We start from the raw sequence: 23622 nt of genomic DNA on the forward strand, positions 1-23622 counted from the left end.
ATCCTAAGACCTGCGCGCCCTTCGAAAAACGATTTATTTCTTGTCGTCTTTCACTTCTTCAAACTCAGCATCAACTACATCATCATCTTGTTTTGCAGATGACTGTGCTTGCTCACCTTCTTGAGGCTGACCCGCTTGTGCTTTTGCTTGAGCAATTTCCATTAATTTTTGTGACTTCTCCATCAACGCTTGTGTTTTAGCTTCGATTTCTTCTTTATTGTCACTCTTAACGGCTGTTTCTAGCTCAACAACAGCAGCCTCAATGGCTTCTTTATCTTCAGCTGGTAATTCATCACCGGCTTCTTCAACCTGCTTACGTGTTCCATGAACCATCGCATCTGCTTGGTTACGAATAGATACAAGCTCTTCGAATTTCTTATCTGCTTCAGCATTCGCTTCTGCATCACGGATCATCGCTTCAACTTCATCATCCGATAAACCTGAGTTTGCTTGAATCGTGATCTTTTGTTCTTTACCTGTATCTTTGTCTTTCGCTGATACATGTAAGATACCATCGGCATCAACATCAAACGTTACTTCAATTTGCGGTGCACCACGTTGTGCTGGACGAATACCTTCTAGGTTGAATTGACCAAGAGATTTATTATCACTTGAACGTTTACGCTCACCTTGGAGAACATGAATCGTAACTGCAGACTGATTATCTTCAGCTGTAGAGAACGTTTGTGATTTCTTCGTCGGGATAGTGGTATTTTTCTCGATTAATGCTGTCATCACTTGGCCCATAGTCTCGATACCTAGAGATAAAGGACAAACATCAAGTAATAGTACATCTTTCACGTCACCCGCTAAAACACCACCTTGTACTGCTGCACCCATTGCTACAGCTTCATCTGGGTTAACATCTTTACGAGGCTCTTTGCCAAAGAAGTCTGCAACGGCTTTTTGGACCATTGGCATACGTGTTTGACCACCAACAAGGATGATGTCATTCACATCGCTTACTGATAAATCAGAGTCAGCTAATGCTTTTTTAAGTGGTTCTAGCGATTTTAAGACTAAATCTTCTACAAGTGACTCAAGCTTAGCGCGTGATAATTTCACGTTCATGTGCTTAGGGCCTGTTGCATCAGCTGTCACATACGGTAAATTCACTTCAGTAGATTGTGCTGAAGACAATTCGATCTTCGCTTTTTCAGCCGCTTCTTTTACACGTTGCATTGCTAAAGGATCAGTTTTTAAGTCGATACCTTGGTCTTTTTTGAATTCGCTTACTAAGTAGTTGATAACACGGTTATCGAAATCTTCACCACCTAAGTGTGTATCACCATTGGTAGCCAATACTTCAAATGTTTGTTCGCCTTCAACATCATCAATTTCAATAATTGAGATATCAAATGTACCACCACCTAAGTCATAAACAGCTACAACATTATCACCTTGCTTACGCTCAATACCGTATGCAAGTGCAGCGGCTGTTGGTTCATTAATAATACGTTTAACTTCTAAACCAGCAATACGGCCCGCATCTTTCGTTGCTTGACGCTGCGAATCATTAAAATAAGCAGGAACGGTAATAACCGCTTCAGTAACTGGCTCACCTAAGTAATCTTCTGCTGTTTTCTTCATTTTTTTCAGCACTTCGGCTGAAATTTGTGGCGCAGCGCGTTTTTCACCGCGAGCTTCTACCCATGCATCACCATTGTCTGCTTTAACAATTTTGAATGGCATGATGCCGATATCGCGTTGAACTTCTTCATCTTCAAAACGACGACCAATTAAACGTTTAATGGCAAATAGTGTGTTTTGAGGATTTGTCACTGCTTGGCGCTTTGCCGGTTGACCAACTAATGTTTCACCGTCGGCTGTATAAGCAATGATTGACGGAGTGGTACGATCGCCTTCCGCATTTTCGATTACGCGTGGCTTACCACCTTCTAACACTGCTACACACGAGTTTGTCGTACCTAAATCGATTCCAATAATTTTACCCATGAATCTTCTCCTACATCAAAAAACTTTGTTAATTCGGTTGTTGACTAGTTAATAGGGGTGGGTAGAGATGAATTCAATAGAAGAAACTAAATTTTTTTTAAAAAGTTTGAGTTTTTTGTCAAATCTTCCCTTTTAGCCCACTTTTAAATCAATCGAAGCCAATTGATGATGACTAATCATCCCAACAAACTGGTCTGACCTTAATTTTTTGTGTTATAAAAGGGCTTCATACTTTATTCAAGACTTAACTTTATGCATTTTGAGCAACTATTAGCGCAAATAGCGCCAGATCTGTCAGCACCCTTGCGCTTTCCTACAAGCTGGTGCCAAGGTCGAACCGCCTTTGGTGGGATCTCTGCGGCAATGTTACTTTTCGCAGCACAACAAAAAGTAAACAGTGATTTTCGTTTGTTATCTATGAGTACTAACTTTATCGGCCCTCTTTTAGCTGACACTGACTTTCATATCGAGTTAGAAGTTCTCAGACAAGGAAAAAATAGCTGCCAAATTCTGGCTCGTGCCATTCAACTTGAACAAACTTGTGTCATGGCGCAAATTTGCTATGCAAAACACCGCGCATCTGATTTATCAGTTAACACTAATCAAGTATGTCAACTTAAGCCAGTTAACCCTGATTTTGTTATTCCTTATCAAACAGGAATGAGCCCTGAATTTTTTCAGCATATTGATTTAAGCCCTCAGCAAGGTGCGATGCCTTTTACTGGTGCAGAGACTTCACATCTTGGCGGCTGGATGAAATTCAAACAAACACCAAAACAATTCTCTGTCGCTCATATCTTAGCGTTAACCGACGCTTGGCCACCGACTATGTTGCAAATGTTTAAACAACCAGCTCCTGCCAGTTCAATGTCTTGGTATATTGAGTTTCTTGTAGAGCCAGAATTAGCGCCAACCCAATGGATCGGATTTGAAGCCATCACCCACCATAGCTCAGACGGCTACGCAATTGAGGATGCTAAAATTTGGGGCGAAAACGGGCAACTGATTGCGTTATCGCGTCAAACGGTGGCTATTTTCGCGTAAGTGATCACCTACATTTGAAATACAGACTATTAAATAGTTAATGCCGTTCACTTACAATGAACGGCATTAACATAACTATGGCATTATTTTACCCGCCCAATTAATTAAACGAACGACGGATCAATTCAAATTCTTTTGCTTGGCTTTCAATTTTAATGTTTTCTAATTGAAGGAGTTCAGCTTGAGATAAATTATTCTGAGATAAATCACTGATGTTTATTATATTTTGGCTTATTTCATTGGCAACCATGCTCTGTTCTTCAGAGGCAGTAGATATTTGTGTCGCTAAATCAGAAATATCCGCAATTGACTCATAGACAGTATCAATCACTTGCTGAGTTTGGCGCGTTTCTTCAACACATAATTCAGCTGATTGCTTGCCTTCGGCCATGACTTTTGACCAAGATAACAACGTACTTTGAATCTCTTTAATTGAGGTGTGAATTTGCTCTGTTGCACTACGAGTTCGGCTCGATAAAGCCCTTACCTCATCAGCTACAACCGAAAACCCTCGGCCATGCTCACCCGCTCTGGCAGCTTCAATGGCCGCATTGAGCGCCAATAAATTAGTCTGATCCGCGATACCTTGGATCTCTTGCATGATCCCACCAATTTTTTCTGCTTCATCAGATAGTTGGTGTGCCGAATTCGCTGAATTAGCAACTTCTACAGCTAACTCAGACACTTGCTCCATGGTTCGCGTCATAGCCGTTTTTGCTTCGTTACACGCCTCTTGAGCCGAGCGAGAGCGTTCTGCTGTGGTAACTGTATTCCCGGCAACCTCAGTAATTGTCGCAACCATTTCTTCGACTGCTGTTGATACTTGATGTAATTGATCAGACTCTTCTTGAACACCTGTAATCGTCGAATTTGCAGCCTTTTCAAGAGTGATGGTGGCAGTACGTAATTTAGCGGCATTATCTTCAAGACGGCCTAAAATGGTATTAATTTTAGCTTCATTAATTTTAATATGAAAATCAGCAGAGCTATAGGGTGCTTCACCACTAAATACAAGCCGGGAAACACTGTCATACTGGTTCGATAATTGGTTAAAGTACTGAGGTGTTTTAAACAGCTCCTGCTGGTAAATAATTGCAAAGATACACGGTAATAGCAGAGCAAAATAAGGGTTTTGCAATACACCATAAAACGCAGTTACGCAGAGTATTAGCGCCAAAATATGCTTATGCATACTTGTCAAATGAGGGATTAACGAGGACTTATTTTGATTAACATTAGCATATAATTGCTCAGCATTACGCCTGAATTCTGGCTTTAAAACAGTCCGAACTGACTGAAAACCTGTGAGCTGATTATTTTCATATAGTGGGGTGACAAACGCATCAACCCAATAGTATCGGCCATCTTTACAGCGGTTTTTAACCGCACCTCGCCATGGTTTTTCGGCTTTTAAACAATCCCATAAATCTTTGAATGCCGCTTTGGGCATATCAGGGTGGCGAACAATATTATGGTTTTTGCCCACCAGCTCATCTTCTGTATACCCTGCAACCCGACAAAAGCCCTCGTTTGCATAAGTTATGATACCGCGGGGATCAGTGATAGAAATCAATTGTTCTGAGGTATTAAAAACAACTTCTTCATTGATTGTTGTTTGATTACGACGCATGAAAAAACCTTGAAATAATAAATAAGAATGCGCGAGCCAAAGTGTAACCGAGTCCATTCAATGCAAAAACTGGCTTTAACAATACTCAATGGCGTCACATTTGGCACATTTGCCATTAAATTCAGACAAATTGAGTATGGGAGAAAAATTAGAAAAAAACAATAAGACAAAGGCATGGACAAAAATTATAACAAGCTGATTTTTAATATTAAAGTAACTGTATGGCCTAGATTAGCTTTTGACATCAAACAAGAGTTTGATTTTTTTACTTAAAGTCAAAATATCATTGGTACACTTAGGTAAGATCATTACGCTATCATCGCCCGCAATGGCTGCGAGAATATGAAATTTTTTACTTTGTTTTTCAAGCACACGCGAAACAATATCGGCGCCACCAGGCAGCGTTTCAACCACCACTAAGGCTTCATTAGCGTGAACACCAACCACCAGCTCATCTACTTCTGTTTCTAAAGTTGGCATAATTAGCTCACGCTTAAGCACATAGACAGCTTGGCCTTGAGCATTCTTTATACTGACCGCACCAATCTGATTTAATATCCGGGATATTTGCGGCTGACTGACATTTTCAAAGCCGCGCTCATCCAAAAAATATGCAAGTTCGTAATGACTACGGATCTGTTCCGTTTTCAATAACTCTTTAATAACTTGAACAAGCGGGCTTTGTTTTTTCATCTTATCGATTCATCGCATCTATCAGAAATGCAGAAAGGGCCGCGCCTTCTTTTAGGGTCGTTTCTGAGCTTACTTTGCCTTGCAAAGAGCTGTCAGTAAAGGGGGCAATTTCCATCATATCAGCCCCTGTGATCGGGAAGTGGGCATTCAGAGCATTTAAAATTAACATGGCTTCGTCTGGTGTCATGCCATCATATTCTGGTGTGCCCGTTGCTGAAGCATACTTTGCATCAAGTGCATCAATGTCAAAACTCACATAGAGTTCATCGACATTATCAGCTTTGAGCTGCGCAATCACTTCATCAACAATAGACTGTGCCCCTTTCTCTCGGATTTCTTGCGCCCAATGTTGCTTAACGCCAAACGTTGATTCCCAATGTGATTTTGATTTACCACTTGAGCGGATTCCAAATTGAATCAAATGATGCGGTGCCGGTAAGAATTCAAGTATATGCGTGCACCAAGAACCGAAACACAAATCAATACCTAAGCGTTCAACCAATAAATCAGTATGCGCATCAAAATGAATAATCGCGGTGCGGATCCCGCGGTCACGTTTTGCTTTAAGGTACGATTTGGTTAGTGGGTAGCTGATTGAATGATCGCCACCAATCCCAAAAATACCTTTATCTGGAAATTGTGCGTAAAAATCATCACAAACATCTTCTGTGATTGACAATGGGCTCACAAAGAAGGCTGAGTCTTCATCTTGATACAAAGCTTTTTGACAATTTGCGATTGTGCCTTCATTTAAATATTTATCATGTAATAAATGTGGGATGACACGTACATCACCTAAATCAAAGCAACTTGTTTGTGGTTGCTGCTCAATCAGCGTGCTTCTTAAAAACAATGGCCCCCAATTTGCGCCACGTAAAATACCGCCACCGCAATCGGAGCTAATTCCGAGTATCGCAGCTTTATGTTTACTCGTTGGTAATTGCTCTAACGATTTTTGCCATAACACATCAATGTTATCAGTTTGACCATATAGTTTTTGATGTAATGCCGCTTTTCGTTCTTGTGCAGTATTGACTGTAAATACTCCATTTCCAGGCGGACATAAACACTGTGAGAATTTACTCTTAGTTTCTAACCAATCACGACTCATAACTTGCTCCAATTTTAGACATACTCTCAGATTCAAAAGTACGATTTAATTCGACTATTTATGCAAAACAAAAAGAATTAAAAAAATATGCATCTTGCACTGATTGTATAAAGACAGCTCAATCTATAAATGTGGCCCGAATCAATAGCAAGCTTTAAACACATATAAAATCAGTCACTTATGATTATTCCATTTATAAAATTTCTAACACACGAGACTAAAATACTTTGCATAAATAAGGCTTAGTTTAGCAATATACTGGAATGGCTTTGCTGTCAAACCGACGTTTTTTTTCGATCCACAATAAATGACTGACTATGCGATTGCGCTGCATAAACTTGTGTTAACTGATAATTACTACTGTGAAATATTTGCAGAGCTTAAAATTTACACTAGAGTTTATATGACAATTTTATGACACCCAAACCAAGGAGCGGTTATGTCTATCAAACGTGTATTTTTATTACTCTCATTGTTAATTTTAACTGCAATGGCGTGTATGGGTGGATTGCTTTGGTATGAAACAGGTAGCATTGCCGAATTAGGCAATGATCTCACCTTAAGCAAAAAGCTAACCAACGACATGCTGATACTAAGAAGGCACGAGAAAGATTTTTATTAAGAAAAGATGTGAAACATGTCGAAAAATTCGAACACCGCTCTACGCTCTTAGCGACTCGTCTGAATAAACTAGAGAAACGCCTCTCCTATTCACCTCATTTAAAACATCAACTGAGCATCGCTAAATCTAACCTACTGAAATAAAATCAATTATTTAATTCTCTCGTGAATATTGATAAAGATATCGGACTAACAACCGGATCAGGTCTTAGACTCGCGTTCTATCAAGCCGAGACTGAACTCAAAAATCAAGTGATCGATAGTGGTGATACTCAAGCAATTGCAAACATGGTGAGGTTAGTCTTACTCGAAAATGATTTTCTGACTAGTTTAGATTTATCTGTCAAAAACCAAGTCGACGAACAATACCGAACTGTCAAGGTTGCTTTTTCTGACAATCAAATACAGTCTGACCGTGCATTAATAAAACTTGAAACAGCAGCCAGTCATTTAGCTCAAGCTTTAAAAAATCGAGGCTTGAATGAAAACTCTGGCCTAAGAGGTGAATTAAGAGCCAGTATCCATCAGTTTGAAGGCCAACTAGGTCAGCTTTCGAATCAATTACACCAAACGATTAATGAACATTTGGTCAAAACCCGTACAAAAGGTCTCAGCCTCGCTGGAATATTAACCTTTGCTATTGCCAGCCTGCTCCTATGGCAAACATATCGTATTACACGACGCCTAAAACAGGCTAACAATAAAATGTATGATATTAGCCATGGTGGTGGAGACTTAACCAAACACATCGATTTAAAGGGCAAAGATGAAATCACTGAGTTAGCACATTGTGTCAATGAGTTTATTGACACAACAGCCGATATAGTCAGAGAAATCAAACACAAAGGCGAAACTGTCGAGCTCGGCGCTCATCACTCTGTCGAACTAACTAAACGCTCACAACAGGCCATTGAAGAGCAAAAGAATAACACATTAGCTGTTAAACAAGCCGTCAGTGAACTAGTTCAAGCAGTGCAGTTAATTGCAGAAAACTCTGCCAGTGTACAAAGCAGTGTTACGTTAGCTGATATGAACATGGATAAGGGTACCCAGTTAATGACTGAAGCCTCGGACAATATGGCAATATTAATAGGGCATACTCACCATAATGGTCAGCTTATGACAAACTTAAGTCTAGCAAGTAGTGAAATCGAAAGTGTCACCAGTGCCATTCGAGAAATTACCGAACAAACAAATTTTCTTGCCCTCAAAGCAGCCATTGAAGCGGCTCGTGCTGGTGATACCGGCCGTGGTTTTGCTGTTGTTGCCGATGAAGTCCGCACATTAGCTAAACGGACACAAGCTTCAATAGTCGAAATAGAAAAAATGATTGCGACATTACAGCAATTAGTAAAAGAATCAGCAGCAGCGATGCAAACCAGTTTAAATTTAAGTGACCAAATGAATGTGTCGATTGCCAGTTCACAATCAAGCATGGTCGATAATAAGCACTCAATGGATCAAATTCGTCAGATGGTGATGCAAATCGCCAGCGCGACTGAAGAACAAATGTACACAGTGAAAGGGGTCGAAGCTGCAACAGTGAATATTTCGGTCTGCGCAGAACAGCTTTTTATTGATTCATGTGATCACTGATCTAATTGCGAAAATTTGGAACGTGATGCCCATAAAATGCGAGAAGATGTCGCAAAACTTATCGTTTAATTAATAAAACACATACTTCTTCTAAGGATCACACCATGTTCTAAAATTGGCAAGCCGTTGTGATCCTTCCTTTTTATTAACTGGCCTAAATAAAGGTCATTTTCATATCAAATGAGTACGCACCCGCCTATTTAAAGCAAGATAAAGCCCCTTCAAAGTTTCTAAGTGACGATAGATCAGGACATTAGTCCTGTACGAAAGTCATCATAAATTTTAACAATGACTACTTATATTTTTACTTATTCACTAATATTGGATTGAATGTATCATCAATTGATTTAATCAAGTTCAATACAATTAACATTCAAGGGTCGTTTATGAACACGGTTTTTCACTTAGGTCTAGATAAAACGGATTTACAAGGCGCTACTTTGGCAATTGTCCCTGGTTGCCCTGATCGTGCCTATCGAATCGCCCAACAAACTAAAAATTCAACGTGTTTAGTTAAAACCCGTGAGTTTCATGCTTACCTAGGTCAATTATCAGGTAAAAATATCGTGATCTGCTCTACCGGTATCGGAGGCCCATCCACGTCAATAGCAGTCGAAGAGTTAGCCCAACTAGGGGTCAACACATTTTTACGTATCGGTACAACTGGGGCGATTCAACCGCACATCGATGAAGGTGATATTTTAATTTCAAATGCTTCAGTAAGACTCGATGGCGCGAGTCAGCATTTTGCGCCTCTTTGCTTCCCTGCCGCCTCTGATTTTTTTACCACTCAAGCACTCGTTCATGCCTGCAATACTCACAACATTGCTTTCCACATTGGAATTACGGCTTCTTCCGACACCTTTTATCCTGGTCAAGAACGTTATGATACTTTCTCAGGTTATGTGCCAAAATCATTACAAGGAAGCTTTGATGAGTGGCAAAAATTGGGCGTAATGAATTATGAGATGGAATCTGCGACCTTATTTACCATGTGCGCATCACTGGGTTTAAAAGCCGCATGTGTTGCTGGTGTATTGGTCAATCGTACTCGTCAAGAAATCCCGACTATCGATCACGTTGCGATAGAAAATAAAACCATCAAAATTGTCCTTGAAGCTGCAAAACACATAATTTCACAGTAAGCCTATAATTTAAGTCTATACTCATTAACAAGTACATTCCGCTCGGAATTGTTAATGAGTCGATGCTTTTTACATGGCCTTGTATGGATAGCCATACTTATTACCTTTATTACTTTAATTAATCTCGGTGCATCTTGGGCCGACTGCGAAGAAGTAATTTGGTTTGGCCTCTACATTTCATTTTTTATTGAAATTTGTAGCTGTATCAAAAAGCCGCTGTTTGTTTTATCTTTTTCTATCTATAGTTTTGGGTTGTTTCTTGACATTGTTGATGCATTTTTTATCGACTCCTTCCCTATAATCAATGTAATTGACACTCCCATTAAACATGTCGGCTTGATCCTAATTTGTTACTGTTTACTTCAGATAGCAAAAAGCCGTTTTAGTAAGATTGAACAATTACGCATTGAAATAGACCGCCGTATAAAACTTGAAAAAGACTTACGATTTTTTGCCTATCACGATGAATTAACAGGTTTATTTAATCGACGGGCTTTTTTCGAACATTTCGAGCAACAGCACTTTGAGCAAGCCTACCTTTATTATTTTGATTTAAACAATTTCAAAAATGCCAATGATAAATTTGGTCACCATATTGGTGATGAATTATTGGCTACATTCTCGCACACTCTCACCCATCTGTATCCAAATGACAAAGCCTATCGCTTAGGAGGCGATGAGTTTGTGTTGATTAGTCGTGAAATCATCGAAGATTTAGAGGCATTTAAACATCAGCTTGATCAGCCGTTAATCAAATATATGGTCTCCGTCAGTGTTGGTATGCAATGCCTAGAATCAGGAGATGATCCTGACCATGCATTGCATTTAGCCGATCAGCAAATGTATATAGACAAAGAAGCGAATCGAAGCCGCTATATTGTTAATATGTTTGATTTTCAACCTTAGACTTGATGATATAAAGCAACAAGATAGAGCGGAATAGTAAACCCAAAACTATCTAACACGGCTTTTGCAACACCCGTTTGATTTTCTTGACCTTTTATTTGAGCTAGGTAAACAGCCTTAACGGTTGTTTGGTCAAATTCATGCCCTGCTAAAACCAGCTGGCTAATTGCGCTTTGCAATGGCGATAAGCTTGGACTATATGCGGCATTTTCTGCATAACGGCCATAAAACTTACTGCCATCGTGGCAAACAATCATACAACTGGCATAATTACCGGTGTACGGGACATAACTGTACTCGGCATGTTTAACCAATTGAGAAACTTTAAAGCTAGTGTCTACTAACTTTAAGCTTGCTGGTTGGTGTGACATCAGAGCACTGTGATTCTCTAATTCTTTAGGGCCAAAAGGCATAGGTAAAAATGCACTAAATGGGTGATGCTCGCCATTCAGACTAATAATCAATGACTCTGCATCGGCCAATTCATTGATAAATTGTCGGCAATAGCCACACGGCGCATCGGTGATGGCCAATTTTGAAATACGGTTTGCACCACTTAACCAAGCATTATTTATCGCTGCCTGTTCCGCATGAACGACAAGACTAAGCGCCTGGGAAGGAAATTCAAGATTTGCACCAAAGTAAAAATCTGCATACCCATCTTGATTCGGTTCACCCGCGGCGATTGCGCCAACATTGAACTGAGAAATAGCGGCGCGAGAAAAACTCGCTGCAATAGGAAGAAGTGCTGCCATTAATTCATCGGAATTAGTATTGAGCTGAACGACCCATTGCGCGATTTCGGCGGCTTTAAGCACACCATTATTGGCCTTCACTTGTGAGAATAGCTCTGTCAATTGCTGTTCAGAAAGAAGCGACTCTGCCAGTATTTGTTCTTTACACATATTATTGTTGTCATTTTTAAAATGGCCAGACAGTTTATGTGATTTTAACTGGTATTTAAACCAATTATGCCGCTTTTTCTAACCAATTTTTCGCTTGTTTAAAACATTCGAAATTTTCAGCATTTAATGAAAATCGTTTCGCATTTTGTAGTAATAAATCATGTAAATAGCCATCAAAGCCGACCACACGAGCAACATAAAACCCGGCCAGTTTATCTTTGATAGCTAACACTACATCAATCACTTCTACTGCAGCATAGCGATGGCGCAGTTCGGTCACATCAATCAATAATTTACTGCATTGGCGCTCTTGTGCATAACGAGTGATGACAGTGTAATTTCGAATGACATCGGTTGACGTAGCTGTGCCGGTTAATTTAACCAAAACAAGATTTAAGGATTCATCGTAACTAATACTGGTGATGATATCTGACATAATTTGCTTAAAACCTCTAAAACGAAAACAAAGGTGGATGGCAAATTCAAAGAAGAGAAAGTAACAATGTTGCTCGGTAGCCCAGCTATCTTAGGTTTCCCCTTAGATCTGAAGCTTTGCGTGAGTATTTTTTCAAATACCTTGCCTTTGACTTGCAAGGTCATAATACAGGCAAACATTTTAGAGTCAATACTCAAATTCACTGCCTATTATTCAGTATCGACTCTTTAAGACTGCGGCTGATGCACAACAATCTATCGTTTTCCAAAAAAATCAATATCTAAACGACTACTTCGCCTCTATCACCTCATTCATGTTGAGCTGAAATAAAGTTCATCGATATCGAATTAACACAATGGCGAATATTTTTATTCGTTAATGCTTCACCTTCAAAAACATGGCCTAAATGGCCCTCACAGTTAGCACAGACAATCTCGATTCGCCGACCATCCGCATCAGGTACACGTTTCACCGCTCCAATAATTTCATCATCAAAACTTGGCCAGCCACAATGTGAAATGAATTTATGCTCTGATTTGTATAACGGCGCATCGCAACGTTTGCAAATATAAAGTCCTGGCGCCATTAAATCAGTGTATTGACCAGTAAACGGACGCTCCGTCCCTTTTTGTTCAATCACATACTGCTCTTGCGGTGTTAGTTGTTTAAATTGACTCATGGTTGCCCTTCTGTTTCGAAGCTGCCTGCATATTAGGCAGCTCTGACTATTTAACGTGATTCACTTTTAACCCGTATTACGCATACCTGCAGCAATGCCAGCCATCGTAATCATTAACGCCTGATTGAGAGCACTATCATCTGTATGTGGTTCGGCTCTCGATCGGCGAAGGAGTTCCACTTGCAGCACATTCAGTGGATCTGTGTAAGGGTTTCTGAGCTCTATCGATTGTTGCACCCACGGCTGTGCAGCCAATAAAGTGCGGTTATCACAATATCCTTTTACCCAGTCAATTGCTTGAGTTAATTCAGTACGTAGCCTCTGGCCTAACTCACTCAACTGTGGACTGACAAGATGTTGATCATAATGTTCACTTAACCAAGGATCGGCTTTACAAAACACCATTTCAAGCATTTCGATTCGCGTACGAAAAAAAGGCCAGTCTCGGTTCATTTTTTCTAACGTCTCTTTACCAAAGCGACTCTCTGCGGCTTCTAATCCGCTCAGAGCGCCAAGCCAAGCAGGCAACATGAGTCGATTTTGACTCCACGCAAATATCCAAGGGATTGCACGCAAGCTTTCGACTCCACCATCAACTTTACGTTTTGCGGGCCTTGAGCCAAGTGGCAATTGCGCTAATTCTTGCTCCGGGGTCGCACTTCGAAAATAAGGTACAAACGACGGTTCTTCATTCACAATGCTGCGATAATGCGCGCAAGAGCGCTCACTGATCAGTGCCATCACCTCTTGCCAAATCGGTTCAGGTTTTGGAGGAGGCAGTAAGTTATTTTCAAGCACCGCACCGGCATATAATAGTAAGCTTTGCTCTGCAACTTGTGGTAACCCAAACTTAAAACGGATCATTTCACCTTGTTCAGTCACCCGCAGACCTGACTTTAACGAACCTGGAGGTTGCGAACGCAAAGCTTGTGCCGCCGGTGCGCCACCGCGACCGACAGTACCACCGCGACCATGAAATAAAATTAACTCGATATCATGCTTTTCTGTAAATTTAACCATTTTATCCATGGCTTCATATTGTGCCCAGCCTGCAGCCATCATGCCCGCATCTTTAGCTGAATCAGAATAACCTATCATCACATATTGCTGATTATTCACTTGTTGCAGATACCAAGGGTGATTAAATAGCTGCTCGATGACGTTTGGTCCAGCATTCAAATCATCAAGGGTTTCAAATAATGGGGCGACTGGTAACACATAAGGACACCCTGATTCCTTGAGCAATAAATGAACTGCTAATACATCTGATACAGTTCTTGCCATCGAAATAATGTAAATACCAAAGCGTTGACGATCCGTATTAGCGATAACCTTACACGTATCCAATACTTCTTGCACTGGGGCGCTGGGCTGCCAATTTTTAGGAATTAATGGCCGCTTTGATTGTAATTCACTCAATAAAAACTGTTGCTTTTGAACTTCGGTCCAAGCGTTATAATCGCCCAAATCTAAAAAGGTCGTGAGTTCGGCTAGAACATCACTGTGGCGTTCTGAATCTTGTCGAATGTCTAATTTACTCAGGTATAATCCAAAACAATGAATCCGGCGCAGCACATCAAGCAACAGACCATCTGCAATTTGGCCCATTTTGCAGCCATGCAAGGAGCGATAGCATAACTCAATCGGCGTTTGCAGTTGCTCGATATCGGTAATTAAATCTCGCGCATCGCTCTGATGTCCCTTTACTTTAGCGGTTAAATGATGCTCAGTTTCACGTAATTGATCTCTGAGCTTGCCTAATATATGTCGATAGGGTTCGTGTGCGCCTTGGCTCAATGTATGAAGAGCTTCATCACACTGGTTCATAGACAATTCACCGCTGAGTGTATCAATGTCGCGTAGATATAAGTTAATTGCCATCCAGCGACCTAAATCAAGCACTTCTTCAGTGACTCTAGCAGTAACAAATGGATTACCGTCACGATCGCCTCCCATCCATGAAGTAAACTGAACCGGACTGTAGTTTAATGGCAAAGAAAAGGAGAACGTTTGATCCACTTGAGCCGTAAAATCACGAATAAAATCTGGGACTGCTTGCCATAAGCTGTTTTCAATCACGGCAAATCCCCACTTAGCTTCATCAACAGGTGTGGGTCGTTGCTGGCGAATTTCATTGGTATGCCAAGCTTGGCAAATTAACTGCTCTATGCGGTTAACTAAATAGGTTTGCTCTGAAGGTAATAAGCTATCAAGTTCAAGTGCACCGAGGCATTCATTCATCTGGCGATGTTTATTGACTAACGTTCTGCGTGTAATTTCGGTTGGATGGGCGGTTAAAACTAAATCTATGTGTAAATTCAGTATGGCATCTTGTACATCTTTAGCAGGTAAATTGGCGGACTTAATCTGCTGTAAAGACTCAATTAATGGATGATTATTTTTATCGTTTTGGCGTGAAATCGTATGAAATTGCTCGGCGACATTGGCTAAATTCAAAAATTGATTAAAGGCACGTGCCACAGGTAACAGCTCATCGTCGGTTAATTGATGTAATAAATCAATCAATTCTTCGCGGCTGTTTCCTTCTTGATTTCTAGACGCTTTGGATAATGCTCGGATTTGCTCAACCTTGGCTAAAACCGCTTCTCCTTGTGCTTCCTTAATCGTCTTACCTAATAACTGGCCTAATAAATTGACGTTTGACTTTAATGCACTGTAATCACTCATTCCGTATTCCTAAACAATAAAGATACAACCGAAAATACAGAGCTTTATCTTTTGAGACAAGCTATTTTATTGAATAAGAAAGATCGATTTTATAGTTCACTCGTAATGGTTAAAGTGATTAATACAGCAGCGAGGTTTAATGAAACAGTTTACTATTTTTTATGATGGGACATGTCCTTTATGCGTGACCGAAATGACTAAACTCGCTCACTACAACCATCAACAATCACTTATTTTTGCAGACATCTATCAAGAAGATTTCCAGCAGCGTTACCCACATATTGATCCTGAGCAAGCAAACACCATCTTGCATGGGCAATGGAGTGATAAGCAAGTAATACTTGGATTGGATGTCACCATCACTGCGTGGAAATTAGTCAACAAACATAACTGGTTGGCTGTTTTACGTTGGCCATTAGTGCGACACATTGCAGATTGGTGTTATTTGTTTTTTGCCAAGCACCGCTACCGTATCTCATTTTTGCTTCTTGGTCAGCGCCGTTGTCAAAGTGGGCAATGTCAGCTACCCGCTTCAAAATCATCAGAGAAAAATACATGATAAGTCAAAACAATACAGATAAACACGTGTTGGTGATTGGCGCATCAAGTGCCATTGCTAAAGCGTTAATCGATACCTTGATAGATGATGAAACAGTCAGTCATATTTATGGGGTCTCTGGGCAGGCACAAGCCATCACACATTATCGTTATACAGCTATTCAAACAGATTATAACGAACAAAACACTCAGAAAATCATCCATGATTTGAAAGAGGTACCCGGCTATTTTTCCGACGTATTTATTTGCAATGGCATATTACATACTGAGCAATTTATGCCAGAAAAAAAGTTAGAAGATATCAATCAAAATCAGTTAACCCAGCTTTTAACGTCAAACACTGTTATTCCTATGTTATGGGTTCAACATTTAATTAACTTATGCAAATCTGAATTCCCCTGTAACATCGTGGTGCTTTCTGCTCGCGTGGGCAGTATTAGCGATAATCGTCTTGGGGGCTGGTACAGCTACAGAATGTCGAAAGCGGCCTTGAACATGGGATTAAAAACGGCCGCAATTGAATACGCGCGCAGAGCAAAAAATATTAAGCTCGTCGCCTTTCACCCTGGTACTACCGATACCCCATTATCAAAACCATTTCAAAGTAACTTGCCTGAGGGGCAATTGTTTACGCCTCAGTTTGTTGCTCGCTCATTATTAACTATTCTCAGTAATACCACTCCTGATGGCACCTTATCGTATATCGATTGGGCGGGAAAACCCATCCATTGGTAACATCTACCCTAGTGTGACTATTTTTATAAAAGACGACTCTTATGATGATAAACAAAACTCAACGTTCACAACTCGACTCTCGGTATCGTGCGATGCTGGTCAATTCTTTATCTGGATTTAAAAGCGCCAACTTGCTCGGCACTTGCAACCCAAATGGACAAACCAATGTAGCAATCATTAGTTCCGTGTTTCATTTAGGTGCAGATCCAGCGTTAGTCGGCTTTATTATGCGCCCACACACAGTACAACGTGATAGCTTAGACAACATCCTTGCAACAGGGGTCTACACCTTAAACCAAGTTAATTCTGACATTTGGCAGCAAAGCCATCAAACATCAGCTCGCTATGATGCATCACAATCTGAGTTTGTTGAAGTTGGCTTAACATCCGAATACCTCAATGAATTTAAAGCTCCCTTTGTGCAACAAAGCCGAATTAAATATTCCGTTGAACTGCAAAGCAGCCAAGAGTTACTGAATGGTACGCAGCTGGTCATTGGTGAGATTATCGATATTCATGTCGATGAGCAGCTTATCAAACCTGATGGTTATATTGATATTGAAGCGGCACAAACTGTTGCTATTTCAGGGCTAGATGGTTATCACACGACCACCCAACTTGGACGACTCTGTTACGCAAAACCCAATATAAACACGCAATTACTAAATAACACTCATAATGATGAGGATAAGCAAGAGCTTGATCTGTCTAAAAATTATCGTAACGTTGTCACTATCAATCCTTAACCGTTCCATCTGATGACACCCGCAATTAAACAACTCGACAGTGCGAAGTGCTCCTATACGATCCTTCAATATGAGCACGCTAGCGACCATGAATCTTATGGTTTAGAAGCTTCAGAAAAACTAAAATTATCACCAAACCAAGTATTTAAGACCTTAGTTGTTGAGCTCGACTCAGGCCAATTGGCGGTCGCCATTTTGCCTGTATGCCAGCAATTGAATTTAAAACGCTTTGCTAAAGCGTGTGGGGTAAAAAAAGCAGTAATGGCAGCGCCTGAAAAAGTGCAACGCACAACAGGTTATGTTTTAGGGGGAGTCAGCCCTCTTGGGCAAAAGAAACGACTTAAAACGCTGATTGATGACAGTGCTCAAAATTTTACGTGTATTTATGTCAGTGGCGGTCGCCGAGGCTTAGAAATAAGGCTATCCCCCTCGGATTTATCCCAATTGACTTTCGCCAGCTTCATTCACATAGCTGAATAAGTGCTCGTTTAAAGGGATACTTTAAACCCAAGTTAGCTCGAGCACCTTTACCAATAAATAGGTTGCCTCTCTCTTCGCCCAGTCCTCAATCGCAATGCGAACTGCGATTGACATTATTCTGTTGTGTTTAAACCTTCGTAAATGACAATTCATTGGCTCTTTTGTAAAAAATGAGTAAGAAAAGTAAAAAAATCAATACCATTATCAACTTTGAATAATAGGTTATAACCTTTAAACTACGCCCTCCTTGAATCAAGTTAAGACCGTTTATGAACATTGAATACTCGCTTGCTGGAATGAAAGTAATAAAACATCATTTCACCTTACCGCTAGATTATCGAAAACCAAAAGATGCCGCAATCACGGTTTTTGCTCGCGAGCTTCGTGCCAATGATCCCGGCGCTGAAACACGGCCATTCTTAGTGTATTTTCAAGGTGGCCCGGGCTTTGCTGCCCAGCGACCGATTGATAATAGCGGTTGGATTAAGCGAGCACTCAAAGAATTTAGAGTATTGCTGCTCGATCAACGCGGTACAGGGCTGTCATCTGCCATAAATTACGTGGCTCTCGCGCATTTATCTCCCCGTCAACAAGCTGATTATTTGGCCAATTTTAGGGCCGATAATATTATAAATGATGCCAGTGCGATCAAAGCGATACTGAGCCCCAAAGCAAAGTGGAGCATTCTGGGTCAGTCATTTGGTGGCTTTTGTGTTTTTCATTATCTCAGTCGCGCTCCTGAAGAACTGACTCAAGCGTTTATTACCGGTGGGATCCCACCCATATTAGCCAACCCAAAAGAGGTCTATCAACATACTTTCGCCCGCCTAAAAATTAAAAATGAGCAATTTTTTAATCGTTTTCCCGATGCCTTACAACTTATTTCAGCTCTTGCAGAGCACATTGTTCATCACCCTGTTATGCTCGCCAGCGGCGAGAAACTCACAATAGAGATGTTACAAAGTCTTGGCATTCATTTAGGGATGCAAGAAGGGCCCGAAAACCTGTATTATTTGCTTGAACAAGCGTTGATTCAGACCCCTTCAGGCACACAAATCAATCCTTGGTTTTTATCTCAATTCACTCACTATCTAGATTACAACGCGCAACCTTTATTTGCTTTGTTACATGAATCAATTTATTGCCAGCAGCAGGCTTCAAATTGGGCTGCACAGCAAGTTCGTCAAAATCTGCCAGAATTTACTTACCACAAAGAGCAGCCCTTTTTATTTACAGGAGAAATGATATTTCCTTGGTTCTTTGAGCAATTTAATAACTTAATGCCTTTGAAAGGCTGTGCAGATTTATTAGCCGCCAAAACAGATTGGCATCCTCTATATGATTTAGAGATCCTGGGGAACAATCAGGTACCGATCAGCGCGGCGATATACAGCGAAGACATGTACGTGGATATGACATTAAGCTTAACCAGTGCCAGTAAAGTAGCCAATTTAACCTACTGGCTAACCTCTGAATACGAGCATAATGGAATAAAAATGGCCGGTGACGTCATCCTCGATAAACTCATTGCTCTTAATAAAGGTAATCAACTGCGTTAATCTAATTTAGCCATTCGTTTTATGGGCTAAGGTGTGGGCATTTTGCTCCCAGTTTTGCCCATCAAATGCGACTAGGCTAACAGCATCCAATGAAATATTATCAATACATCGTACATTCACATCAATACCATCAGGATTAGAACGTGGAATATAAAACGGTTTAACCCCACAGATTTTACAAAAATAATGCTGTGCTACTTGGGTATTAAAACGATAAACAGCCAAATTGTCCCATGGGGTTAACAGTGTAAATTTCTCTTTTTTAACAATTAAGTGTAAAAAACCCGTTTTACTGCAAATTGAACAATTACAATTTTCAACCTCCGGTTTTGCCGAAGCCATCACTTTGAATTGGACGGCTTTACAATGGCAGCCACCAATGAACTCTTTTTCTTTCATTATTCTTCACCATATTTAAAGTCGTCACATACTAAGATACGGACTAGGCTGGTAAATTGCCATCAACTTTCCTGCATCAGTGACCATTTCAAAGCCAAATTGTTGATATAAACCTTGGGCGTCACTCGTGCATAGCATAAAACGACGTAACCCCTGTAATCTGGGGTGAGATTTCACGTGGGTTAATAACTGCTTGCTGTAACCTTGCCCACGATACCCCTCTAACACAAACACATCAGCTAAATAAGCAAAAGTCGTAAAATCACTGATTATCCGAGCAAAAGCAATTTGCTGTGCGCCTATAAAGCCGCCAATACATAATGATCCATCGAGCGATTGTTTAACAGTATCGATAGGGATCCCTTTAGCCCAATATGATTGACTTAAAAATTCATGAATCACCTTTAACTGCATATCATCGCGTTGATCGCTAATCTTAAAAATAGGATTACTTTGTTTCTTCATTTTTATACTCCGACAATGTTTATCAATGCTAAAAAATCATCATCACAGTCAACATAGTTAATCCTGCTAATATCAAGTTAAAACGATATTTTGCTGACTCTGTCGCCAATCTTCTGTTTATCCAGACGCCAACCAGCGTCCATACCATATTTGCAATCAGTCCAACTAAACTGAAAATGACGCACGCTTGAATGACTGACACCCAATACAACGGCGAAGGTAAGCTAAACGCACTGACGCATGTCATCACCATTAGTAATGATTTTGGGTTAACAAACTGTGCAAACAATCCCCGCTTAAAACTAAGGCCTACGGGCACTGTATTGGCCTTTATTTGTTTATTTTGCAAAAGAGAATAAGCTAACCAACACATGTAAGCAGCCCCGATAAATTTCATAATGCGTAAACTGTCTGGCTGTAAAACTAATAAAGCCGCCATGCCACTGGCCATCATGACAAACAAAATAATTATGCCCACGCGAATCCCGATAATAAACGGCACTGCACTTTTAAACCCCATACTGGCGCCCTGCATTGTCAGCAATAAATTATTCGGGCCAGGAGTCATGGTCGCTAATAGCCCAAATAATAGAATAGGCCCCCATAAATTGATCAATTCAGACATACGAACTCCATTTGCACCCATACAAAGTTAATATTTTTATTATTAGCCAATAAATTGATGGTATATTTAAGATACAATTACGACAATTATTTTATTGTACTCATGACAATTTTAGATGATCTGCTCTTTACAGGACAACAAGCAAAATACCTACAAATCGCTACAGCAATTGAGCGCGCTATCAATACAGGAAGTCTCTCTGCAGGAGATAAACTGCCCCCCCAGCGGATCTTATCGTATAAATTGGGCGTCACAGTCGGCACTATCACTCGCGCCTATCATGAACTAGAACGAAGAGGATGCGTGATTGCCAAAATTGGCAGTGGTACGTTTGTTAAATCTGACCAACCCCACCCAGCATTATTAACAAGCCCGAACGATGCACACTTTGACCTGCGCAGTGCCAATGCCCCCATTCTTAATCAGATTGACTTAGTTCAGGCTGGACTCAATGAGTTATCACAACAACCCACGATCCTCGCACAATGTTTAAGCTATCAATCCGAAATTGCGTTTTTATCACAACGTGAACGCTTAGCTGCGTGGCTAACAAACACCCTATTTAACTGTGATGAATCTCAGGTGCTGTTTACGTATGGTGGGCAACACGGTATTCAGATAACATTGCAAACACTGTGTTTAGCTGGTGATACAGTCTTATGTGAAGGGCTAACATTTGCAGGGTTCAGCGCGTGCTGCCAATTGTTACAGCTTAAAGCCATTGGATTAGAAATGGACCATGAGGGGATCACCTTAAGCGCATTAAAAGCGGCCATTAAGCAAAGTCACCCCCGGGTATTGTATTTAACTGCGCAAGTGCAAAATCCAACCTGTGTACAATTATCTCTCAGTCGGCGTAAAGCGATTATTGAATTGTGCCGAGCCCATGACATTATAATTATCGAGGATGACGTACAATACCTGCCTCCGAAGCTTAAGCTGCCGTCTTTGTATCAATTAGCCCCTGACATTACCGTGTATGTTAGTAGCTTTTCTAAAACGTTTTCAGGTGGTTTACGCATTGGTTATCTTATTACTCATCCAACTTTACGTGAAAAAATGCGCTTAACACTCAAAGCCAATTGTTGGACAGTCCCGACATTGCAAATAGAGTTAATTTGTCGGTGGTTAGAGCAAGGAAAAATCACTGCGCTCTGTGAATCAATTGCTGTTGAAATGAAAAAACGCCATGACATTTTAAAAGAAACACTCAGCGGATTTACACTTATCTTGCAGCAGAGTGGTTATAACGCTTGGCTCGTTTTGCCATCGCATTGGCGCGCAGTTGATTTCGAACGTTTCGCGCTCAAAAATAAGGTGTTAATTCGTGCTGCAGAATCCTTCGCTATCGGACGTTTTCCAGCTCCTCAAGCTATCCGCATCAGTTTATGTGCATCAAAAAATTGCCACGAGCTTCGTCTTGCGCTGACCGCATTAAAAGCATGTTTGAACAGCCAAATTACCCATCAAGATATCGTTATCTGATGATGTAAGCGTTGTGCATTGGAGAAACAGCCGTATAAGCGGTATGCGCTTTAAAAACTAGCGCACATTACTTCAATCAGTCTTAACAAGGTGATGCTCTGAGCGAAATTGTTTAGGTGCGCAGCCATACCAACGTTTGAATGCGCGATTAAATGAACTTTGCTCATTAAATCCCAACAACCCTGCAATGGTGCCAAAGCTATGTTCATTGACTAATAACTCAAATCGCCTTTTGCGCTCTTGATCGCGTAATTCAGCAAAACTACATTGTTCTAATTTTAGCTTTCGCTGCAAAGTTCTCGGGGTTAAATTCAGTGCCTGCGCGATCCGTTCTTGATTGACACCTTGCAAATCATGCTTTGTCATCAGAATACTGAGAACCCGCTGTGACACTGATTGAATAGCTTGAATGTCAGCTAGTTGCTTTTGCGATAATTGCATCAATGCTTGATGCATGAAAGGGTTATCACTGCAAAACTGTACTTGTAAGTAATCGTGAGGAAAATTAATTTGATTAACCGGAGCCCCTGAGACAACCTCGCAGCCAAACCAGTCACTTAACTGTTGTTTTTGTAGAACATTGAAAGCATGGACAAAATAAATACACTTTGGCGTTAAACTCGGATCGAGTAAACGGCGAACTACCGCTACCCACGCTGTCATATTGCGAAGAACAACTTGTTCTGAACATTGCTGGTTAGGGGTCCAACAAATGGACGCAGTCTCACCTTGGCAGCTAAATTGTGCAGTGCCGATATCAGCTACTAACGTATCGTATTGTAATAAGGTGTCAATGGCCGCAGAAAGATCACTACTTGATTCAATTAAATAGCCCAACACACCATAATCAGCCGTTCGGATATCTTGACCTAAATGGAATCCAAATAATGGATCGTGGCAAGCGTGTTTGCCAAGCTCTAAAATCGCTTGATAATGACATAATGGGATCCGCGCACCTTTTGGTAGCGTATTAAACTGCGTGAAGCCTATTTGCTCTAAACAAGATTGTTTATTCTGCCCTTGAGCTTCTAAGTAATGCAGCACACTTGCAAAGTAAATATCGGAAGTCGTATTCATCAATTGTCGCCTAAAGACAAAAACCTGTCGCTTTGCCACAAGTCTGCCAGTTCAAATCGCTTTATGCTAGTCCCATTGCAGAG

The 23622-nt window shown here is 40.7% G+C and carries 22 protein-coding genes, 1 pseudogene and 1 riboswitch; of the genes and pseudogenes, 11 read left to right on the plus strand and 12 right to left on the minus strand.

The window, feature by feature from the left end; all coding sequences use genetic code 11:
- Window positions 1-33 precede the first annotated feature (33 nt).
- On the minus strand, window positions 34-1956 hold the full coding sequence (gene dnaK / locus AC3KVK_RS17425) for a molecular chaperone DnaK (RefSeq protein ID WP_490310382.1): 1923 nt from the start codon (window positions 1954-1956) through the stop codon (window positions 34-36).
- A 252-nt stretch (window positions 1957-2208) separates the two neighbouring features.
- Between dnaK and AC3KVK_RS17430 the strand changes: the two genes are divergently transcribed.
- Window positions 2209-3000 carry a thioesterase family protein gene (locus tag AC3KVK_RS17430; protein WP_490310381.1) on the plus strand — a complete coding sequence of 264 codons (792 nt, stop codon included), beginning with the start codon at window positions 2209-2211 and terminating at the stop codon, window positions 2998-3000.
- Window positions 3001-3100: 100 nt separating this feature from the next.
- On the opposite strand, the gene AC3KVK_RS17435 is transcribed toward AC3KVK_RS17430, so the two are convergent.
- The 3 genes from AC3KVK_RS17435 to AC3KVK_RS17445 all read right to left on the minus strand — a co-directional run bounded on the left by AC3KVK_RS17435 (window position 3101) and on the right by AC3KVK_RS17445 (window position 6434).
- Complete coding sequence (locus tag AC3KVK_RS17435; protein WP_490310380.1) at window positions 3101-4630, minus strand: methyl-accepting chemotaxis protein; 1530 nt, start codon at window positions 4628-4630, stop codon at window positions 3101-3103.
- A 231-nt stretch (window positions 4631-4861) separates the two neighbouring features.
- A complete protein-coding gene (locus tag AC3KVK_RS17440; protein ID WP_490310379.1) occupies window positions 4862-5323 on the minus strand; it encodes an arginine repressor in 462 nt (153 codons plus the stop codon).
- A gap of 1 nt (window position 5324) precedes the next feature.
- Window positions 5325-6434, minus strand: coding sequence for an arginase family protein (locus tag AC3KVK_RS17445; RefSeq protein ID WP_490310378.1), 1110 nt, complete (start codon window positions 6432-6434; stop codon window positions 5325-5327).
- A gap of 439 nt (window positions 6435-6873) precedes the next feature.
- Between AC3KVK_RS17445 and AC3KVK_RS17450 the strand changes: the two genes are divergently transcribed.
- The 4 genes from AC3KVK_RS17450 (at window position 6874) to AC3KVK_RS17465 (ending at window position 10702) form a co-directional block, all read left to right on the plus strand.
- Window positions 6874-7056 carry a hypothetical protein gene (locus AC3KVK_RS17450; RefSeq protein WP_490310377.1) on the plus strand — a complete coding sequence of 61 codons (183 nt, stop codon included), beginning with the start codon at window positions 6874-6876 and terminating at the stop codon, window positions 7054-7056.
- A gap of 164 nt (window positions 7057-7220) precedes the next feature.
- A complete protein-coding gene (locus AC3KVK_RS17455) occupies window positions 7221-8651 on the plus strand; it encodes a methyl-accepting chemotaxis protein (RefSeq protein ID WP_490310376.1) in 1431 nt (476 codons plus the stop codon).
- Window positions 8652-9037: 386 nt separating this feature from the next.
- Complete coding sequence (udp, locus tag AC3KVK_RS17460; RefSeq protein ID WP_490310375.1) at window positions 9038-9796, plus strand: uridine phosphorylase; 759 nt, start codon at window positions 9038-9040, stop codon at window positions 9794-9796.
- 54 nt (window positions 9797-9850) lie between these two features.
- A complete protein-coding gene (locus AC3KVK_RS17465) occupies window positions 9851-10702 on the plus strand; it encodes a GGDEF domain-containing protein (protein ID WP_490310374.1) in 852 nt (283 codons plus the stop codon).
- Here the strand turns inward: AC3KVK_RS17465 and cdd are convergent.
- The 4 genes and pseudogenes from cdd to ppc all read right to left on the minus strand — a co-directional run bounded on the left by cdd (window position 10699) and on the right by ppc (window position 15410).
- Entirely contained in the window at window positions 10699-11607 is a 909-nt protein-coding gene (gene cdd, locus AC3KVK_RS17470) for a cytidine deaminase (protein ID WP_490310373.1), read from the minus strand. The two genes, AC3KVK_RS17465 and cdd, sit on opposite strands and share 4 nt — an antisense overlap.
- A gap of 64 nt (window positions 11608-11671) precedes the next feature.
- On the minus strand, window positions 11672-12043 hold the full coding sequence (locus AC3KVK_RS17475) for a hypothetical protein (RefSeq protein ID WP_490310372.1): 372 nt from the start codon (window positions 12041-12043) through the stop codon (window positions 11672-11674).
- 72 nt (window positions 12044-12115) lie between these two features.
- A riboswitch (cyclic di-GMP riboswitch) is annotated at window positions 12116-12199 on the minus strand.
- Window positions 12200-12365: 166 nt separating this feature from the next.
- Window positions 12366-12722 (minus strand): annotated as a pseudogene (locus tag AC3KVK_RS17480) (methionine-R-sulfoxide reductase); the annotation flags it as partial.
- 66 nt (window positions 12723-12788) lie between these two features.
- Window positions 12789-15410 carry a phosphoenolpyruvate carboxylase gene (gene ppc / locus AC3KVK_RS17485; RefSeq protein ID WP_490310371.1) on the minus strand — a complete coding sequence of 874 codons (2622 nt, stop codon included), beginning with the start codon at window positions 15408-15410 and terminating at the stop codon, window positions 12789-12791.
- Between the two features lie 139 nt (window positions 15411-15549).
- Here ppc and AC3KVK_RS17490 point away from each other — a divergent pair, with 139 nt between their 5' ends.
- The 5 genes from AC3KVK_RS17490 (at window position 15550) to AC3KVK_RS17510 (ending at window position 19488) form a co-directional block, all read left to right on the plus strand.
- Window positions 15550-15969: a thiol-disulfide oxidoreductase DCC family protein gene (locus AC3KVK_RS17490; RefSeq protein WP_490310370.1), complete on the plus strand. Its 420-nt coding sequence runs from the start codon at window positions 15550-15552 to the stop codon at window positions 15967-15969.
- On the plus strand, window positions 15966-16703 hold the full coding sequence (locus tag AC3KVK_RS17495) for an SDR family NAD(P)-dependent oxidoreductase (RefSeq protein ID WP_490310369.1): 738 nt from the start codon (window positions 15966-15968) through the stop codon (window positions 16701-16703). Before AC3KVK_RS17490 ends, AC3KVK_RS17495 begins: the two co-directional genes overlap by 4 nt.
- A gap of 41 nt (window positions 16704-16744) precedes the next feature.
- Window positions 16745-17449 (plus strand): flavin reductase family protein, encoded by a 705-nt coding sequence (locus tag AC3KVK_RS17500; RefSeq protein WP_490310368.1) that lies wholly within the window; start codon window positions 16745-16747, stop codon window positions 17447-17449.
- Between the two features lie 12 nt (window positions 17450-17461).
- The gene (gene ybaK, locus AC3KVK_RS17505) at window positions 17462-17929 is read left to right on the plus strand and encodes a Cys-tRNA(Pro) deacylase (protein WP_490310367.1); all 468 of its coding nucleotides are present in this window, start codon (window positions 17462-17464) and stop codon (window positions 17927-17929) included.
- A 269-nt stretch (window positions 17930-18198) separates the two neighbouring features.
- Window positions 18199-19488, plus strand: coding sequence for an alpha/beta fold hydrolase (locus tag AC3KVK_RS17510; protein WP_490310366.1), 1290 nt, complete (start codon window positions 18199-18201; stop codon window positions 19486-19488).
- A gap of 6 nt (window positions 19489-19494) precedes the next feature.
- On the opposite strand, the gene AC3KVK_RS17515 is transcribed toward AC3KVK_RS17510, so the two are convergent.
- From AC3KVK_RS17515 to AC3KVK_RS17525, 3 genes are read right to left on the minus strand one after another with little or no spacing between them, the layout of a single operon-like run.
- On the minus strand, window positions 19495-19887 hold the full coding sequence (locus AC3KVK_RS17515) for a GFA family protein (RefSeq protein WP_490310365.1): 393 nt from the start codon (window positions 19885-19887) through the stop codon (window positions 19495-19497).
- 24 nt (window positions 19888-19911) lie between these two features.
- Complete coding sequence (locus AC3KVK_RS17520; protein ID WP_490310364.1) at window positions 19912-20352, minus strand: GNAT family N-acetyltransferase; 441 nt, start codon at window positions 20350-20352, stop codon at window positions 19912-19914.
- 28 nt (window positions 20353-20380) lie between these two features.
- A complete protein-coding gene (locus AC3KVK_RS17525) occupies window positions 20381-20977 on the minus strand; it encodes a LysE family translocator (RefSeq protein WP_490310363.1) in 597 nt (198 codons plus the stop codon).
- Between the two features lie 102 nt (window positions 20978-21079).
- On the opposite strand from AC3KVK_RS17525, the gene AC3KVK_RS17530 reads away from it, so the two are divergent.
- Complete coding sequence (locus AC3KVK_RS17530; RefSeq protein ID WP_490310362.1) at window positions 21080-22462, plus strand: aminotransferase-like domain-containing protein; 1383 nt, start codon at window positions 21080-21082, stop codon at window positions 22460-22462.
- Between the two features lie 72 nt (window positions 22463-22534).
- Here AC3KVK_RS17530 and AC3KVK_RS17535 read toward each other — a convergent pair whose 3' ends face one another.
- A complete protein-coding gene (locus tag AC3KVK_RS17535; RefSeq protein WP_490310361.1) occupies window positions 22535-23539 on the minus strand; it encodes an AraC family transcriptional regulator in 1005 nt (334 codons plus the stop codon).
- Between the last annotated feature and the right edge of the window lie 83 nt (window positions 23540-23622).

Source organism: Pseudoalteromonas sp. J2K-J979 (assembly GCF_058169715.2).

Bases quoted from the DNA above. Each gene is read 5' to 3' on its own strand.
- AC3KVK_RS17475 (WP_490310372.1), bottom strand. From the start codon at position 12,043: ATGTCAGATATCATCACCAGTATTAGTTACGATGAATCCTTAAATCTT.
- AC3KVK_RS17450 (WP_490310377.1), top strand. From the start codon at position 6,874: ATGTCTATCAAACGTGTATTTTTATTACTCTCATTGTTAATTTTAACT.
- AC3KVK_RS17530 (WP_490310362.1), top strand. From the start codon at position 21,080: ATGACAATTTTAGATGATCTGCTCTTTACAGGACAACAAGCAAAATAC.
- AC3KVK_RS17435 (WP_490310380.1), bottom strand. From the start codon at position 4,630: ATGCGTCGTAATCAAACAACAATCAATGAAGAAGTTGTTTTTAATACC.
- udp (WP_490310375.1), top strand. From the start codon at position 9,038: ATGAACACGGTTTTTCACTTAGGTCTAGATAAAACGGATTTACAAGGC.
- AC3KVK_RS17520 (WP_490310364.1), bottom strand. From the start codon at position 20,352: ATGAAGAAACAAAGTAATCCTATTTTTAAGATTAGCGATCAACGCGAT.
- AC3KVK_RS17430 (WP_490310381.1), top strand. From the start codon at position 2,209: ATGCATTTTGAGCAACTATTAGCGCAAATAGCGCCAGATCTGTCAGCA.
- dnaK (WP_490310382.1), bottom strand. From the start codon at position 1,956: ATGGGTAAAATTATTGGAATCGATTTAGGTACGACAAACTCGTGTGTA.
- AC3KVK_RS17490 (WP_490310370.1), top strand. From the start codon at position 15,550: ATGAAACAGTTTACTATTTTTTATGATGGGACATGTCCTTTATGCGTG.
- cdd (WP_490310373.1), bottom strand. From the start codon at position 11,607: ATGTGTAAAGAACAAATACTGGCAGAGTCGCTTCTTTCTGAACAGCAA.
- AC3KVK_RS17500 (WP_490310368.1), top strand. From the start codon at position 16,745: ATGATGATAAACAAAACTCAACGTTCACAACTCGACTCTCGGTATCGT.
- AC3KVK_RS17445 (WP_490310378.1), bottom strand. From the start codon at position 6,434: ATGAGTCGTGATTGGTTAGAAACTAAGAGTAAATTCTCACAGTGTTTA.
- AC3KVK_RS17515 (WP_490310365.1), bottom strand. From the start codon at position 19,887: ATGAAAGAAAAAGAGTTCATTGGTGGCTGCCATTGTAAAGCCGTCCAA.
- AC3KVK_RS17510 (WP_490310366.1), top strand. From the start codon at position 18,199: ATGAACATTGAATACTCGCTTGCTGGAATGAAAGTAATAAAACATCAT.
- ppc (WP_490310371.1), bottom strand. From the start codon at position 15,410: ATGAGTGATTACAGTGCATTAAAGTCAAACGTCAATTTATTAGGCCAG.
- AC3KVK_RS17525 (WP_490310363.1), bottom strand. From the start codon at position 20,977: ATGTCTGAATTGATCAATTTATGGGGGCCTATTCTATTATTTGGGCTA.
- AC3KVK_RS17440 (WP_490310379.1), bottom strand. From the start codon at position 5,323: ATGAAAAAACAAAGCCCGCTTGTTCAAGTTATTAAAGAGTTATTGAAA.
- AC3KVK_RS17535 (WP_490310361.1), bottom strand. From the start codon at position 23,539: ATGAATACGACTTCCGATATTTACTTTGCAAGTGTGCTGCATTACTTA.
- AC3KVK_RS17465 (WP_490310374.1), top strand. From the start codon at position 9,851: ATGAGTCGATGCTTTTTACATGGCCTTGTATGGATAGCCATACTTATT.
- ybaK (WP_490310367.1), top strand. From the start codon at position 17,462: ATGACACCCGCAATTAAACAACTCGACAGTGCGAAGTGCTCCTATACG.
- AC3KVK_RS17495 (WP_490310369.1), top strand. From the start codon at position 15,966: ATGATAAGTCAAAACAATACAGATAAACACGTGTTGGTGATTGGCGCA.